General features: G+C 63.8%; 14 protein-coding genes. 10 read left to right on the top strand and 4 right to left on the bottom strand.

Features of this window, described 5'->3' with window-relative positions; translation table 11 throughout:
• Positions 1-32 precede the first annotated feature (32 nt).
• The 6 genes from ACFC25_RS00125 (at position 33) to ACFC25_RS00100 (ending at position 5,770) form a co-directional block, all read left to right on the top strand.
• Positions 33-1,133: an ATP-binding cassette domain-containing protein gene (locus ACFC25_RS00125; RefSeq protein WP_337345659.1), complete on the top strand. Its 1,101-nt coding sequence runs from the start codon at positions 33-35 to the stop codon at positions 1,131-1,133.
• On the top strand, positions 1,133-1,834 hold the full coding sequence (locus ACFC25_RS00120) for an ABC transporter permease (protein ID WP_376043000.1): 702 nt from the start codon (positions 1,133-1,135) through the stop codon (positions 1,832-1,834). The genes ACFC25_RS00125 and ACFC25_RS00120 overlap by 1 nt, the downstream gene beginning before the upstream one ends.
• A complete protein-coding gene (locus ACFC25_RS00115; RefSeq protein ID WP_376042997.1) occupies positions 1,831-2,574 on the top strand; it encodes an ABC transporter permease in 744 nt (247 codons plus the stop codon). The genes ACFC25_RS00120 and ACFC25_RS00115 overlap by 4 nt, the downstream gene beginning before the upstream one ends.
• On the top strand, positions 2,571-3,527 hold the full coding sequence (locus tag ACFC25_RS00110) for an ABC transporter substrate-binding protein (RefSeq protein ID WP_337345662.1): 957 nt from the start codon (positions 2,571-2,573) through the stop codon (positions 3,525-3,527). Before ACFC25_RS00115 ends, ACFC25_RS00110 begins: the two co-directional genes overlap by 4 nt.
• A gap of 117 nt (positions 3,528-3,644) precedes the next feature.
• Entirely contained in the window at positions 3,645-4,865 is a 1,221-nt protein-coding gene (locus tag ACFC25_RS00105; RefSeq protein WP_376042994.1) for a pyridoxal phosphate-dependent aminotransferase, read from the top strand.
• Between the two features lie 50 nt (positions 4,866-4,915).
• Entirely contained in the window at positions 4,916-5,770 is an 855-nt protein-coding gene (locus ACFC25_RS00100; RefSeq protein ID WP_337350905.1) for a polyphosphate kinase 2 family protein, read from the top strand.
• Between the two features lie 16 nt (positions 5,771-5,786).
• Here the strand turns inward: ACFC25_RS00100 and ACFC25_RS00095 are convergent, their stop codons facing one another.
• Positions 5,787-6,005: an exodeoxyribonuclease VII small subunit gene (locus ACFC25_RS00095; RefSeq protein WP_337345665.1), complete on the bottom strand. Its 219-nt coding sequence runs from the start codon at positions 6,003-6,005 to the stop codon at positions 5,787-5,789.
• On the bottom strand, positions 5,998-7,311 hold the full coding sequence (xseA, locus tag ACFC25_RS00090) for an exodeoxyribonuclease VII large subunit (protein WP_376042989.1): 1,314 nt from the start codon (positions 7,309-7,311) through the stop codon (positions 5,998-6,000). The genes ACFC25_RS00095 and xseA overlap by 8 nt, the downstream gene beginning before the upstream one ends.
• Positions 7,312-7,497: 186 nt before the next feature.
• Between xseA and ACFC25_RS00085 the strand changes: the two genes are divergently transcribed.
• Together ACFC25_RS00085 and ACFC25_RS00080 are read left to right on the top strand one after the other, a co-directional pair.
• Positions 7,498-8,349 (top strand): hypothetical protein, encoded by an 852-nt coding sequence (locus ACFC25_RS00085; RefSeq protein WP_376042987.1) that lies wholly within the window; start codon positions 7,498-7,500, stop codon positions 8,347-8,349.
• A gap of 9 nt (positions 8,350-8,358) precedes the next feature.
• Complete coding sequence (locus ACFC25_RS00080; protein ID WP_337345668.1) at positions 8,359-9,438, top strand: 4-hydroxy-3-methylbut-2-enyl diphosphate reductase; 1,080 nt, start codon at positions 8,359-8,361, stop codon at positions 9,436-9,438.
• Between the two features lie 16 nt (positions 9,439-9,454).
• On the opposite strand, the gene ACFC25_RS00075 is transcribed toward ACFC25_RS00080, so the two are convergent.
• The gene (locus ACFC25_RS00075) at positions 9,455-10,675 is read right to left on the bottom strand and encodes a DNA recombination protein RmuC (protein WP_376042984.1); all 1,221 of its coding nucleotides are present in this window, start codon (positions 10,673-10,675) and stop codon (positions 9,455-9,457) included.
• 135 nt (positions 10,676-10,810) lie between these two features.
• Between ACFC25_RS00075 and ychF the strand changes: the two genes are divergently transcribed.
• Entirely contained in the window at positions 10,811-11,896 is a 1,086-nt protein-coding gene (gene ychF / locus ACFC25_RS00070; protein WP_337345670.1) for a redox-regulated ATPase YchF, read from the top strand.
• A gap of 45 nt (positions 11,897-11,941) precedes the next feature.
• On the opposite strand, the gene ACFC25_RS00065 is transcribed toward ychF, so the two are convergent.
• Positions 11,942-12,721: an alpha/beta fold hydrolase gene (locus tag ACFC25_RS00065; protein ID WP_376042980.1), complete on the bottom strand. Its 780-nt coding sequence runs from the start codon at positions 12,719-12,721 to the stop codon at positions 11,942-11,944.
• 84 nt (positions 12,722-12,805) lie between these two features.
• Between ACFC25_RS00065 and ACFC25_RS00060 the strand changes: the two genes are divergently transcribed.
• A complete protein-coding gene (locus tag ACFC25_RS00060) occupies positions 12,806-14,572 on the top strand; it encodes a GNAT family N-acetyltransferase (protein ID WP_376042977.1) in 1,767 nt (588 codons plus the stop codon).
• Positions 14,573-14,699: the final 127 nt, after the last annotated feature.

Genomic DNA, 14,699 nt, shown 5'->3' with positions numbered 1-14,699 from the left:
GATGCCGTCCAACAGAACAGGTAAGTCCCGCAATGGACCAGGCCATGATTGAGTTCCAAAGCGTCACCAAGCAGTATCAGGGCGGGCACCCTGCCGTGGACCAGCTGACCATGTCAATCGACAGGGGTGCGATCACCGTTTTCGTGGGCCCGTCCGGCTGCGGCAAAACCACGTCGCTGCGGATGATCAACCGCATGGTCGAGCCAACGTCAGGCGTCATCACTGTGGATGGCAAGGACGTCACCTCCGTTCCCGCAGCCGAACTCCGGCGTTCCATGGGTTACGTCATGCAGTCTTCAGGGCTGATGCCGCACCGAACGGTGCTGGATAACATCGCCACCGTTCCCCGGCTCAACGGAGTCCCCAAGGCTGAAGCGCGCAAACGCGCCGAAGAGCTGCTCGACGTCGTCGGACTGGCGTCCGTCCTGGGAAAGCGGTACCCCTCCCAGCTGTCCGGAGGGCAGCAGCAGCGCGTTGGCGTAGCCCGTGCGCTCGCCGCCGACCCGCCCGTGCTCCTGATGGATGAGCCGTTCAGCGCGGTGGATCCCGTGGTGCGGGACGAGCTGCAGCAGGAACTCCTGCGGCTGCAAAAAGACCTGGCCAAAACCATCGTCTTTGTGACCCACGATATTGACGAGGCCACTGTCCTGGGAGACAAGGTGGCAGTCTTTGCCGTGGGCGGCAAGCTGGCCCAGTACGCCACCCCCGAGGAAATCCTGCGCGCCCCCGCCAACGACTTTGTCGCAGCTTTCGTCGGCCGGGACCGGGGGTTCCGCCATCTGGGCTTTACGGCGTCCGACGGCGTGGGGATCCACCCGGTGCCCACGCTCGTCCGGGGAGATTCGGGCTTCGCCGGGGACGCCGGAGCTGTGTCAGGCTGGCAATTGGTAGTGGACAGCGACATGCGCCCGCTCGGCTGGGCGGGTCCGGGAACGGACAGCGAACTCATTCCCGGCGGCTCCCTGTTCCGGCCTGGCGAGACCCTTCGCCGGGCTCTGGACGCTGCGCTCTCCTCGCCCTCGGGCCTGGGTGTGGCCGTGGACCGGGAGGGCCGCGTCCTGGGCACCATCAGGGCACAGGAGGTCCTGGCCGTCATTGAAGAAGCCCGCCAGGTCCGGCAGGCTGCGCTCTGATGGACTGGTTCCTGTCGAACAGCGGCATGGTCATGGAAAGGGCGGGCCAGCACTTGATCCTTGCCCTGATCCCTATGGTGCTCGGACTGGTTCTCTCGATTCCGCTGGCCCAGCTCGCACGGATGAACGCCACGCTCCGGTCTGTTGTGCTGACGGCAAGTTCACTGCTGTACACTATCCCGTCGCTGGCCCTGTTCATCATCTTGCCGCCCCTCCTGGGAACCCGGATCCTCGATCCTCTGAACGTTATTGTTGCCCTCACCTTGTACGCGGTCGCGCTCCTGGTGCGAGCCGCCTTGGATGCCTTCGACTCCGTGGACGAAGACCTGCGCCAAGCCGCGGTGGCCATGGGCTACAAGCCCTGGCTGCGGTTCCTCCAGATTGACCTGCCGCTGTCCCTCCCGGTGATGTTCGCGGGGCTCAGGGTGGTATCCGTCAGCAACATCTCCCTCGTCAGTGTTGCCGCCCTCCTGGGGGTGGGTAACCTGGGCATGCTGTTCACTGACGGCCTGCAGCGGAGCTTCGTCACTGAAGTGGTGGTGGGCATCGTGGCCATCCTGGTGCTGGCCCTGCTGATGGACATGGTGCTGGTGCTGCTGGAACGGTTGCTGACGCCATGGACGCGGGCTGCGAAAGCCCCTGCCGATTCAGGCATGAAAGACGCCGCAGGCCTGCCCTTGGCTGTGGAGACGGCACGATGAGCATCTTCCTGGAGACCATCGCCTGGCTGACCGACCCCGCGCACTGGTCCGGAAGCTCGGGCATCGCCGTCCGCCTGCTGGAGCATCTGCAGTACAGCGGCCTGGTGCTGGTGATAGCAGCCGGCATCGCGGTCCCGGTGGGGTTGTACATCGGGCATACCGGCCGGGGGCGCGTGGTTGCCGTCGCCGTGGCCGGCGCGCTGCGTGCCCTCCCCACCTTGGGGCTGCTCGTCCTTTTCGCACTGCTCGCAGGCAGCAGCCTTATGCCGCCGGTTTGGGCACTGGTGATTCTCACCGTTCCGCCGCTGCTAGCCGGAACGTATGCGGGCATCTCCAGCGTTGAACGGACAGTGGTTGATGCCGCCCGGGCCATGGGAATGACCGAGTTGCAGATCCTCTTCCGCGTGGAAGTACCCAACGGCCTGCAGGTCATGTTCGGCGGCATCCGCACAGCCGTGCTCCAGGTCATTGCCACCGTATCGGTTGTTGCCTACCTGCCGCTCGGCGGCCTCGGCCGGTATCTCTTCGACGGCCTGGTCCTGCAAGACTTTCCCCGGATGCTCGGCGGTTCGCTGCTCATCGCGGGGCTGGCCATCGCCGTCGACCTTATTCTTGCCGCGGTGCAGAGAATGGTGCTCTCGCCCGGCCTGTCCACCGATCCCGACGGCGGCCACAAGGCTCCCGCCGATCTTACGGTTGCCGCGCCTGCGGCAGCTGCTGTTCAAGGAGGCACCCCATGAAGAACCCAGTACGGACAACCATCACCCGCCGGAGCCTTGCCGGCCTCGCGGCGGGCGTTGGCCTCGCCGTCGCGCTCTCCGCCTGTGGCGGCGGCGATCCCCTGTCCACCCCCACCACTGGTGGAACCGGCGGGTCAACCGGCGGACCGCTCGTGGTTGGATCGGCAGACTTCCCGGAGAGCCAGATCGTGGCCGAAATCTACGCCGGCGCCCTGACGGCTGCCGGTGTCACGGCCAGCACCAAGCCCAACATCGGATCACGCGAGATCTACTTCAAGGCTGTGCAGGACGGCTCGGTCGACCTCGTCCCGGACTACTCCGGCAACCTGCTCTCGCACGTGGACCCCGAGGCCGCCGAGGTCTCTGCTGACGATATCTACAAGGCCCTGCCGGAGAAACTCCCCGAGGGCCTGGCAGTCCTGGAGGCATCAAAGGCTGAGTCGAAGGACGCCATGGTAGTCACCAAGGCAACGGCGGAGAAGTACCAGTTGAAGTCCATCGAGGACCTCGCCAAGGTCTGCAAGGACCTGACCATGGCCGCGCCGGCGACCTTCGAAACCCGGGCCTACGGCTTCCCGGGGCTCAAGGCGAACTACGGCTGTGAGCTCAAGGCGCTGAAGCCGTTCAGTGACGGCGGCGGCAACCTGACGCTGCAGGCACTGCTGACCGATGAGGTCCAGGTGGCTGATATCTACACCACCACGCCGTCCATCGCGGACAACGACCTCGTGGTGCTCGAAGATCCCAAGAACAACTTCAAGGCCCAGCAGGTCCTGCCCCTGTACAACGAGGCAAAAATGACCGACAAGGCCAAGGAAGCCCTCAACGCCGTTTCGCGGATCCTGACAACCGATGACCTGGTCAACCTCAACCGTGCAGTCAGCGGCAGCCAGAAGCAGAACGCTAAGGACGCTGCCGCCGCCTGGCTCAAGGACAAGGGCATCGTCAAGTAGCCCTTGCTTTCTGTTCAACCACGACGGCGGCTGCCGGACTTTCAGTGTCCGGCAGCCGCCGTCGAACGTGTCCGAGGTCTCAACGGAAGTACATCCTTCCTGTGGCATATTTGATGGATGGCAGAATTCAGGCAGTCCACCAAGCTTCACAACGTCCTTTACGACATCCGTGGACCGATTCTTCAGGCCGCCCAGCAGATGGAGGCGGAGGGTCACCGGATCCTCAAACTGAACATCGGAAACCCCGCGCCGTTTGGATTTGAAGCCCCGGACGCGATTTTGGTGGACATGATCCGCCACCTGCCGCATGCCCAGGGGTATAGCGACTCCCGCGGCATTTTTTCGGCCCGGACCGCCGTCTCGCAGTATTACCAGACCCGTGGCATCCAGAACATCCATGTGGATGACATCTACCTGGGCAACGGTGTCAGCGAACTCATCACGATGTCCCTGATGGCGTTGCTGGACGATGGCGACGAAGTCCTGATTCCCACCCCGGACTACCCGCTGTGGACCGCTTCGGTGGCCCTGGCCAGCGGCAAGCCGGTGCATTACCTGTGCGACGAGGAGTCCGGCTGGCAGCCGGACCTCGAAGACATGGAAGCCAAGATCACACCGCGCACCAAGGGCATCGTGGTGATCAACCCGAACAATCCCACCGGGGCCGTCTATCCCGAAGAGACGCTGAAGAAGATTGTGGCCCTGGCCGAGAAGCACGGGCTGGTCCTTTTCGCAGATGAAATTTACGAAAAAATCCTGTATGAGGACGCGGTCCACATAAACCTCGCCGGGCTGACCGGAGACGACGTCCTTTGCCTCACCTTCAGCGGACTCTCGAAGGCCTACCGGGTCTGTGGTTACCGGGCTGGCTGGATGGCCATATCCGGGCCCAAGAAGGATGCCTCGGATTACTTGGAGGGCATCAACCTGCTCGCCAACATGCGCCTGTGCGCCAACGTGCCCGCCCAACATGCCATCCAGACGGCGCTCGGCGGCTACCAGAGCATCAATGACCTCATCCTTCCCGGCGGGAGGCTCCTGGAGCAACGCAACAAGGCGTACGACATGCTGAACGCCATTCCAGGAGTCAGCACACAACAGGCCAGGGGTGCGCTTTATCTGTTCCCGCGCCTGGACCCGGAGGTCTACCACATCCGGGACGACGAAAAATTTGTCCTGGACCTCCTGAAAGAGCAGAAGATCCTGGTTTCGCACGGCCGTGCCTTCAACTGGGTGCGTCCGGACCACTTCCGGATGGTCACGCTGCCCAACGTCAAGGACATCGAGGAGGCTGTGGGGCGCATGGGGGACTTCCTAAGCAGGTATCAGGGGAACTAGCCTGTGGTGACGTGCATCCTTGGCACGCGGAACCGTGGGAAAGGACCGTCATGGACGGCGTCGTTGAGTTCGAGGAGCACCCTTCTGAAACGCTGAGGATTGGTGAGGGCTTTTCCCTTGCCGACGCAGACGCGGACGCCACGCCCGGATACCCAGGGAACAAGGCTGACGGTCAGACCATCCTGGCCGAGCTGGACAGCGCGCTGGCCGAACTGCAGGAGAAGCTGTTCGCGGAGTCGCGCTTTGGCGGGAAGAAGCGGATGCTCCTGATCCTGCAGGCCATGGACACGGCGGGGAAGGGCGGCATCGTCAACCACGTCATGGCCGCGATGGACCCGCAAGGCGTCCAGTTCAAGGCGTTCAAGGCTCCCACCGAGGAGGAGAAGTCCTACGATTTCCTGTGGAGGATCGAGAAGGCCGTGCCGGCAGCAGGCATGGTGGGCATCTTTGACCGGTCACATTATGAGGACGTCCTGATCCACCGGGTCCACAACTGGGCAACGCCTGAGGAAATCAAGCGCAGGTACCGTGCTATCAACGAATTTGAGGCGCGGCAGACGGATGCGGGCACGAAAATCGTCAAGGTGATGCTGAACATCAGCAGGGATGAGCAGAAGTCACGGCTCCTGGCCAGACTGGACAACCCCGCCAAACACTGGAAATACAGCAGCGGAGACCTCAAGGAGCGGGCCTTCTGGGACGACTACATGGACGCCTACCAGGCTGCCTTCGACGCCACCAGCACTGAGGTTGCCCCTTGGCACGTGGTGCCGGCCAACAAGAAATGGTATGCCAGGATCGCTGTGCAGCAGCTGGTGCTGGGAGCACTCTCTGACCTCAGGCTGGAGTGGCCAAAGGCCGAGCTTGACGTCCCGATTGAACGCGAACTGGTCGAAAGGTCCTGACTCTTCCCGGATCCGGTCAGAGCGGCTGGTCCCGGGAAGCAGCCAGACGCTTCCTGGCGCCTTCGAGCCATTCCTCGCAGCGTTTCGCCAAGGCTTCGCCCCGTTCCCAGAGGGCCAGTGATTCCTCAAGGCTTGCACCTCCGGCCTCCAGCTTTCCCACGACGCCGATGAGCTGCTCGCGCGCCTCTTCGTAGCTCAGCGCTTCGATTTCCGGATCGGGTTTTGTGTCAGGCATGTGCTTCTCCTTGTTGAAGTTTCCCGGTGGAGGTGGCTCCGAACAGGCCGTGGGCGACCCGCACCGATAATGCTGTTCCGGACGGTGCCTCCGACGGATCTCGGACCACGGCGTGGCCGGAAGCTTCCGTTGCCCGCGCGGGCCGGCCGTTGGCCAGTTCCACTACGGCGTAGCCGCGGTCGAGGGTTTTTTGTGGGGAAAGGGACCGCACCTGGGCCTGCAGGTGGGCGAGTTGGTCAGCCGCCCGCACCACCAGCGAGCTGACGGCCGCGGAGGACCGCCGCAGGAGGCGCTCAATCTCTTCCGAGCGGCCCGTCACCATGGTCTCCGGCGCGGCCAGCACCGGGCGGGACTGCAGAGCACGGAGGCGGTCTGTCTCCCGGTCCACCAGCCGGCTGATGCAGCGGCGGAGCTGTTCCCTGGCCTGGCCGACGCCGGCCAGTTCCTCCGCGACATCCGGGACGATCCGTTTGGCGGCATCGGTGGGCGTTGAAGCCCTCAAGTCGGCGACGTCGTCGAGCAATGGCCTGTCCGCCTCGTGGCCGATGGCGCTGACCACCGGGGTGACCGCGGCGGCGACGGCGCGGATCAGTTCTTCGCTGTTGAACGGAAGGAGGTCCTCCAAGGCTCCGCCGCCCCTGGCGATGACGATGACGTCGACGTCGGGACGGGAGTCAAGCTCGCGCAGTGCCCGGACGATCTGCGACACCGCGGTGTTGCCCTGGACAGCCACCTCACGGATTTCAAACTCAACGGCCGGCCAACGAAGCGCTGCGTTCTGCAGGACGTCCTTCTTGGCGTCGGAATCCCGACCCGTGATGAGGCCGATGCGGTGGGGCAACAGCGGCAGGGTCTTTTTCCGGGAGTCCGCAAAAAGGCCCTCGGCCGAAAGTGCCTGGCGCAGGCGTTCGATCCGCGCCAGCAGATCGCCCAGTCCTACCGGCCGGATATCCCTGACGAGCATGTTGAGGCGGCCGGTCTTTAGCCAGAACTCAGGCTTCAGGAGGGCCACCACCCGGGATCCCCGCTCCAACGGCATGTTCTGGCGGTCCAACACCTTGGTCCAGACCGACGCCGGCAGCGAAACCTCCGCGTCGACGTCGCGCAGCGTCAAATAGGCATTGCCGCCGCGGCGGTTCATTTCGATGACCTGGCCCTCGACCCATGCCGAAGGCGTGCGGTCGATGTGCGCCTTGAGTTTCTGGGACAACAACTGCAAAGGCCAAGGATTGTCCGGGCTGGTTTCAGCGGCAGTGGCGGGCAACGTGCTGGCAGCGGTGCCCGGAAGGGCAGCCTGTTCAGACATGCGCGCTGCCCCGGGAAGCTGTGGCTGGCGGCATGGCGGTCCTTTGTTCGGCAGTGGGCAGTTCATGTTTGAATGGCGGCTGTCATTCAACCTTATCCATAAGCTCTACCACCGAAGGCGGACATTCTTTATCCAGGCTTCATGCATAGGATGGCCCCTCAGCCGCCAACCAGTTAGGACCAGCTTTTGCGCACCTTCGTTTCAGCCGTAGCCGTCATCCTCGGCGTCCTGCTGTCCGCCGTGGCAGTCCCTGCCATCTGGGTGGACCGCAACGTGGTGGATGAGGACGGCTTTGTGGCAATGTCGGCTCCGCTGGGGCAGGACGCAGACTTCCAGCAGCGGCTCGCTGCCGCCGCAGTGGGAACCATCGACACAAGCTCCATCCCGGACGCGTTGGCAGGCCTCGTCCAGCCGGTGGCAGAAGCGGCGGCCGGCTCCCTGACCGGGCTGCCCGGTTACCCGGCAGCCTGGGAAGAGTCCCTCCGGAAGAGCCATCGTTTGAACTTTGCCGACCCCGCCTCCCTGCCGGCCGAAGCGGACACCGCCACGTCGCTCACGCTGGATGTGGCACCCTTGGTTGCGCTGGCGGTTGAGGAGCTTTCCCGCACGACGGGACTGAAGCTGGAAGCCCCCGAACAGACCCTGATCAACGTTGGACAGCCGGATCAGCGCCAGTGGATCGAGCGCCTGTCTGCCTACGCCCCGCTGGCTTATTCGCTGGCGATCGGCGCGGGAATCGCCCTGGCACTCGCCTTGGTGTTGGCACGGCGGCGCTGGACCGTATTTTTCAGTGCTGGCGTGGGGGCACTGGTCCTGGCGGCCTTGTGGACTTTCGGCTCACAATGGGCCCGCGGCGCCGTCGTGGGGACGGCCAGCGGAAATGAGGTGGCCGACAGGTTCAAGGATGCGTTCGTGGCGGCGGCGTCCAGCAGCTTCCAGTCCTGGATATCGGGAACCGCGGTTGCAGGCGGAGTGCTCCTGGCGTCCGGCCTTGTGATTGGCATCGCTTCGCGGGGGCGGCGGGCCCTCACCCGGTAGCATGGAGGAATGACTTCAACCGCCGTTTCCCTCTCGATGCCAACTGTCCCGCGAAGGCGGCGCTCGCCTGAGGACGTTGCTGCGGCGGCCCCGGTAGCGGGCCCGAAGAAGGTTCTGCTGGCGGCTCCCCGCGGCTATTGCGCCGGTGTTGACCGGGCCGTCATCGCGGTGGAAAAGGCCTTGGAGCACTACGGCCCTCCGGTGTATGTGCGGAAACAGATCGTGCACAACGTCCACGTGGTGAGCTCGCTGGAGGAACAGGGCGCCATCTTTGTGGACGAAACCGACGAGGTGCCCGAAGGTGCCCTGGTCATCTTCTCTGCCCACGGCGTATCGCCCGCCGTTGTCCAGTCCGCGGAGGACCGCGGACTCCGTACCATTGATGCCACCTGCCCGCTGGTGACAAAGGTCCACAAGGAGGCCGTCCGGTTCGCCAAGGACGATTTCGACATCCTCCTCATCGGCCACGACGGCCATGAGGAAGTTGAAGGAACCGCGGGCGAGGCACCGGAGCACATCCAGATCATCAACGGCCCGCATGAAGTGGACCAGGTCACGGTCCGGGATCCGGAAAAAGTCATCTGGTTGTCCCAGACCACCCTGAGTGTCGATGAGACCATGGAGACCGTCCGGCTCCTCAAAGAGCGGTTCCCCACCCTCCAGGATCCGCCGAGCGACGACATCTGCTACGCGACGACCAACCGGCAGGTGGCCATCAAGAAGATCTCTCCGCAGGCGGACCTGGTAATTGTGGTGGGTTCGGCCAACTCTTCGAACTCGGTACGGCTTGTGGAAGTTGCCCTGGAATACGGTGCCAAAGCGTCCTACCGCGTGGACTTTGCCAACGAAGTGGACGAGGCATGGTTTGAAGGCGTGGCGACTGTAGGGGTCACCTCCGGCGCTTCCGTGCCCGAAGTCCTGGTCAAGGATGTCCTGCGGCTGCTCGCAGACTACGGCTACTCTTCCGTGGAGGAAGTTGTCACGGCCGAGGAAGACCTGCTCTTCTCGCTGCCCAAAGAACTTCGCGCAACTCTCAAGGAAGCCGGGGATGTCAGCCGCGCGCTCGGCGGACGCCGGTCCCGCAGCTGACAGTTCCCCGGCAACGTCAGGCCGCGGCGTCGTCCTGCTGCAGCTCCGGGGCTGCCAGCGAACGCGGCGTTACTTCCAGCGCAGGCGGAGTGAGCAATCCGGATTCGTCCATGGCGTTGAGTTTCCGGGCAGTGGGCAGGATCCGGGCCTCAAGGGTGCCGACCATGGAGTTGTAGCGGTCCACTGAGGATTTAAGCGACAAGCCCAGCTTGCCCACGTTCTCGCCCAGGGTTCCCATGCGTTCGTACAGCTGATGAGCGAGCTCGAAAAGTTCGCGTGCGCTGTCCGTCAGCACATCCTGGCGCCACGTGAAGGCCACGGACTTCAGCACGGCCAGCAGGGTACTGGGTGAAGCCAGGACCACATTCTTGGACAAGGCATGGTCCAGCAGAGTGGCATCCGCCATGAGGGCCGCTGCCAGGATCGATTCGGCGGGCAGGAAACAGATCACCAGCTCGGGAGTGTTTCCGGGAATGTCCCAATATTTCTTGTTGCTGAGGGCGTCAACGTGGGCTCGCAGGGCCTTTGCGTGGGCGGCCAGCAAGGCCTGCTGCGAGCCGCCGCCGTCCAGGGGGCGATTTCCCTGCTCACCCGCGGGCACGGAACCCAGTTCCTGCGCGGCGAGGTATGAGGACAGCGGCACCTTGGCGTCCACCACGAGCTGCTTTTCCCCGGGCAGCTGGACCACGAGGTCGGGGCGGACGGTTGAGTCCGTGCCGGAGCTGTGGACCTGCTCCAGGAAGTCCACGTGCTTGAGCATCCCGGACGCTTCAACCACCCGGCGCAGCTGTACCTCGCCCCATTGGCCGCGCGCGCTATTTGAGCGAAGGGCAGATTCGAGGGCGTGGGTGGAGCGGATCAGCTGGGCGTCCGAGAGACGGGCCTCCTGTAGCTGCTGCGCAAGCTGGCCATACTGTTCGAGTCGGTCACGCTCGAGCAGCGCCACCTGCTGCTGCACGGCCGTCAGTTTTTCGGCCACCGGTGCGAGCGCCCGCAGCACGTTCCCGTCCTGGCTGCGGGACTCGCCGAGCTCCCGGTTCTGGATGCTGAGGAGGCGGCGTTCGGCGTCGGCTGCGGCGAACTGGGCGCTGACCTCGGAAAGGCGGGATGAGACGGCGTCGAAATCCTCCTCCAGCGCGTGGGCGCGGCGGCGGAACGAAAAATAGGTGGCGGCGGCACCGGCAAAGGCGCCGATCAGCAGCATCAACAGGGCAAGAATCAGGGCGAAAGCATCCATATCCTCACTGTGGCACGCCCCTGTGACATTTCAGGGCAGCGGCAGTCCTGCGCGCGGGATGTCCGCAGGGTTGCGCGGACTTCCAAAGACCGCCGCTGAAAGGTTCTGGGCCTGCTGCGGGTAGAATCAATGCTCGTGGCTCTTACTATTGGCATCGTCGGACTGCCCAACGTCGGCAAATCAACTCTCTTCAACGCACTGACCCGCAACCAGGTGCTCGCAGCGAACTATCCGTTCGCCACGATCGAGCCGAATGTCGGCGTCGTGAACCTGCCGGATCCGCGGCTGAAGCAGCTCGCGGAGATCTTTGGCTCGCAGCGCCTGCTGCCGGCCCCGGTGTCCTTCGTGGACATCGCCGGAATCGTCAAGGGCGCGTCGGAGGGCGAAGGCCTGGGCAACAAGTTCCTTGCCAACATCCGTGAAGCTGAGGCCATCGCCCAGGTGGTCCGGGTGTTCGATGATCCCGACGTCATCCACGTGGACGGCAAGGTGGACCCACGCTCGGACATGGAAACCATCAACACCGAGCTGATCCTGGCCGATCTGCAGACCATTGAGAATGCCATTCCGCGGATCGAAAAAGAAGTCAAGATCAAGAAGCGGGAAGCCGCCGAACTGGCAGCCATCAAGGCTGCGCAGGCAGTCCTTGAGCGCGGCGACACGATCTTCGCCTCCATCAAAAGCGACAAGCTGGAGATGGAGCACCTCAAGGAGCTCAGCCTGCTGACGGCCAAGCCGTTCATTTATGTCTTCAACGCCGACGAAGGCATTTTGGGGAACCCGGAGAAGCAGGAAGAGCTGCGGGCCATGGTGGCCCCCGCGGACGCCGTCTTCCTCGATGCCAAGCTGGAGTCCGACCTCGTGGAGCTGGACGAGGAAGAAGCCCGGGAAATGCTGGAAATGAACGGCCAGGACGAGTCCGGCCTCGACCAGTTGGCCCGCGTGGGCTTCCACACGCTGGGGCTGCAGACCTACCTCACAGCCGGACCCAAGGAAACGCGGGCGTGGACCATCCATCAGGGTGACACCGCTCCGCAGGCGGCCGGCGTCATTCACACGGACTTCCAGCGTGGCTTCATCAAGGCCGAAGTGGTTTCCTTCAACGACCTGATCGAGGCCGGATCCATGGCCGAGGCCAAGTCGCGCGGCAAGGTCCGGATTGAAGGCAAGGAATATGTAATGGCCGACGGCGACGTGGTGGAGTTCCGCTTCAACGTTTAGTCGAGTGCCGCTTCCGTCTGACCAAGTAGTCGAGCCAATTGTCGTTTAGCCCCAATGGGCGACATCCTGGCTCAGAATATTAGGCCAGGTTTCGACATCTCCCGGGGTGCGGGCGACCGTCAGCGTTGCTTGGGAGAGCAGCGCGGCAAGGGATTCGGCGGTTGACAGCGGGTGGCCCGGATCATCGATCCACGCCAGGATTGTCGTCCGTACATCGATTCGCGCGATGGCCTCGGGAGCAGGCAGATCGCTGAGTGCCGCGCCTCGAAACAACGACGGCAATAGGGTGTCGGCGACGTCGGGAACCGTCTCCGGCGCACCAATTGTGGCCGGCGGAGGTGGCGCTCCGCGCGTGGTGGCGAGGAATGCCTTGACACCGTCAGATTGTATTAGCGCTGCGGCAACCCGGTAGTTTGCAGCCTGTGCAGGTCGGGTTTCCCACGCCGTGGGTGGCACCATAAGCGTGAGCCCGGTAAAGCGGTCCGGCTCGCGGGAAGCGGCGTGCAAGAGTGTGCCGGTACCCATGGAGGGACCAACTCCGTGGACACGTTCGCCCGGGAACCATTTATCGAGCAGTCGCAGGAGGTCGTCGGCGAGGCTTTGCCACTGATAGTCCTCGGGGACCTTCCGCCCCGTCGACCGGCCATGGCCGCGTGCGTCGTACCGCAGCAGCCGAGTGCCACTAAGGCCTCGACCGAGGTCGAGGTTGAGCACGCGATCGCGCGCGCGGCTTGAGGTAAGGCCATGCAGTTGGACAACCGGGTGTCCACCTTCGTCGCTCAAAGCAACCGCAAGCTCCGCTCCGGGAACCTCGAAAGTGGGCATCTGGCTCCTCGTTTCGTGACTGACCGCGTGACCTCGGGCGGCCGCGTTGAGCATTCAGGTTATCCGGGGCGATAGGCTTCTGCCATGCGGCTGACCAACGTCAAGCACCTGCGCCTACCGTTTGGACGACTTTGGGGCTACGACGTCAGTGTGAATGTGCTGGACCGACGCCTTCCAGTGTCCTTTGACCAGCAACTCCATGTGGGGGCAGGCGACCGCCCCGGCTCCTGGATGGCATTGTCTTTTCGGCTGCCGACTCCAACCCGTCGTGAGTCAATTGCCGATGCGTGGCTGGCTGTCGTAGCCCGTCATGGCACACTGCGAACGGCATTCGTGCCCGGTGCGGATGGTGATCCGGAGCTTCACGAAATTGACGTTGGTCCGGGAACCTGGGTCGAGCATCAGATATCTCCTGGCCAGGCCGTCAACGACACGGTGCGGGACATTCTCGATGCCGCATGTTCGCCATATCAGCAGCCCTCGCACCGGCTCTGCGTATTGGAGACTGCTGCTGGACTGACCGTCGTGATTGCGGCAGACCACGCCCACGTCGATATGTGGTCGATGCTGGTGATCGCGCGCGACCTGCTGTCGGCGCTCGATGCTGGGAGGGCGGACCGCGAACCGTTCCGCGGGCCAGCGCCCGCATTTGTTGAACACACGCAAGCACTGCTGGAGCGGAATGCAGCGCCGGGCTCCGTGCGTCACCGATGGGAAAACATCATCCGGGACAGCGGCGGCGTTATGCCGCAATTCCCACTGCCCCTGGGCGCGGCCGATCCGCAGCACGAGCGTGTGGAAGTGCGCGATGTGTTCGATCTCGACGACGGTGCCGCCTTTGCCGCGCAGGCCCGCAGTGACGGTGTGTCGACGCTCGCACTCGCTGTTGTTGCGATGACTGCGGTAACCCGCGAGTTGGCCGGAACGCCGCTGCGAGCTGTTTTTCCCGTTCACAGCCGCTTCGATGAGAACTGGCATGACTCAGTCGGCTGGTTCATTACCAATTCGGTACTTGAGTCGGCGGTCGCCGAGCCGCACGCTGCGGCGGCCGCGGTAAAAGAGGCCGTACAGCTTGGCTCGTGGCCGCTCGCAGACGTTCTGGCTCCATGGGGCGGCATGCCCGTAGCTCCTGGTATGTTTGCGATCTCCTGGCTGGACCTGCGCAGACTGCCGGTGCGAATCGACTCGGTCGGACTCGAAGCCCATTATGTCAGCGCGACAATCGACACCGACAGCGTCATGCTCTGGTTCATTCTGGACGAGTCCGGGCTGCACTTGCGATGCCGCTACCCCGACACCATCGAGGCTCGAGCCAACGTCGGTGGATGGCTTGATCTGCTGGTCGCCCGTTTGCAGGCAGACGCGCGATCCTCGGTTCGAGGACTGTTGCGGGTGGCGGGCCGGACCTTCAGGCTGGAACGGGCAAGTCGCGAAGATGTTCAGGCCATCGCCGCGCTGCTGTCTGATGATCAGTTCGGACCCGATCGTGAGTGCGCCGAACTCGAACGATACGAGGCGGCCTTCAACGTGGTTGAACGTGACAGTTCAAACTATCTGGGGGTTGTCCGCAATGGTGCCGATCGCATCGTTGGCACGATGCAGTTGACCGTTATTCCAGGTCTTTCCCGGGGTGGTTCTTCCCGACTTCAGATCGAGGGACTGCGAGTTGCGGCCGCGGAGCGTTCACTCGGCTTGGGCACCGCGATGCTTGAATGGGCACACAATTTCGGGCGGGCGCGTGGGGCGCAACTGGCACAGGTGACCACGGACGAAGCACGGGAACGGGCCCGAGCCTTCTACACCCGACTCGGATATCGGACTGCCCACGTCGGGCTGAAAAGGCGCATATAGGGCACCTTCATTTCACGTGCCGGGTGGATCGAAAGCTGCCCGGTTCAGGGAACCGGGCTTTTTGGTGCCGGCCCCGGACCATACGAAGTATTCTTGCTGAAGGACATTGGACGTGATCCTGGCGTGT

It is taken from the genome of Pseudarthrobacter sp. NPDC055928 (assembly GCF_042270935.1).
Lineage (GTDB): Bacteria > Actinomycetota > Actinomycetes > Actinomycetales > Micrococcaceae > Arthrobacter.
Note: the sequence above shows the minus strand (reverse complement) of the source record. Positions and strands in the feature narration are given on the sequence as shown.

Bases quoted from the DNA above. Each gene is read 5' to 3' on its own strand.
- ACFC25_RS00080 (WP_337345668.1), top strand. From the start codon at position 8,359: ATGACTTCAACCGCCGTTTCCCTCTCGATGCCAACTGTCCCGCGAAGG.
- ACFC25_RS00065 (WP_376042980.1), bottom strand. From the start codon at position 12,721: ATGCCCACTTTCGAGGTTCCCGGAGCGGAGCTTGCGGTTGCTTTGAGC.
- ACFC25_RS00120 (WP_376043000.1), top strand. From the start codon at position 1,133: ATGGACTGGTTCCTGTCGAACAGCGGCATGGTCATGGAAAGGGCGGGC.
- ACFC25_RS00100 (WP_337350905.1), top strand. From the start codon at position 4,916: ATGGACGGCGTCGTTGAGTTCGAGGAGCACCCTTCTGAAACGCTGAGG.
- ACFC25_RS00125 (WP_337345659.1), top strand. From the start codon at position 33: ATGGACCAGGCCATGATTGAGTTCCAAAGCGTCACCAAGCAGTATCAG.
- ACFC25_RS00105 (WP_376042994.1), top strand. From the start codon at position 3,645: ATGGCAGAATTCAGGCAGTCCACCAAGCTTCACAACGTCCTTTACGAC.
- ACFC25_RS00115 (WP_376042997.1), top strand. From the start codon at position 1,831: ATGAGCATCTTCCTGGAGACCATCGCCTGGCTGACCGACCCCGCGCAC.
- ACFC25_RS00110 (WP_337345662.1), top strand. From the start codon at position 2,571: ATGAAGAACCCAGTACGGACAACCATCACCCGCCGGAGCCTTGCCGGC.
- ACFC25_RS00075 (WP_376042984.1), bottom strand. From the start codon at position 10,675: ATGGATGCTTTCGCCCTGATTCTTGCCCTGTTGATGCTGCTGATCGGC.
- ACFC25_RS00060 (WP_376042977.1), top strand. From the start codon at position 12,806: ATGCGGCTGACCAACGTCAAGCACCTGCGCCTACCGTTTGGACGACTT.
- ACFC25_RS00095 (WP_337345665.1), bottom strand. From the start codon at position 6,005: ATGCCTGACACAAAACCCGATCCGGAAATCGAAGCGCTGAGCTACGAA.
- xseA (WP_376042989.1), bottom strand. From the start codon at position 7,311: ATGTCTGAACAGGCTGCCCTTCCGGGCACCGCTGCCAGCACGTTGCCC.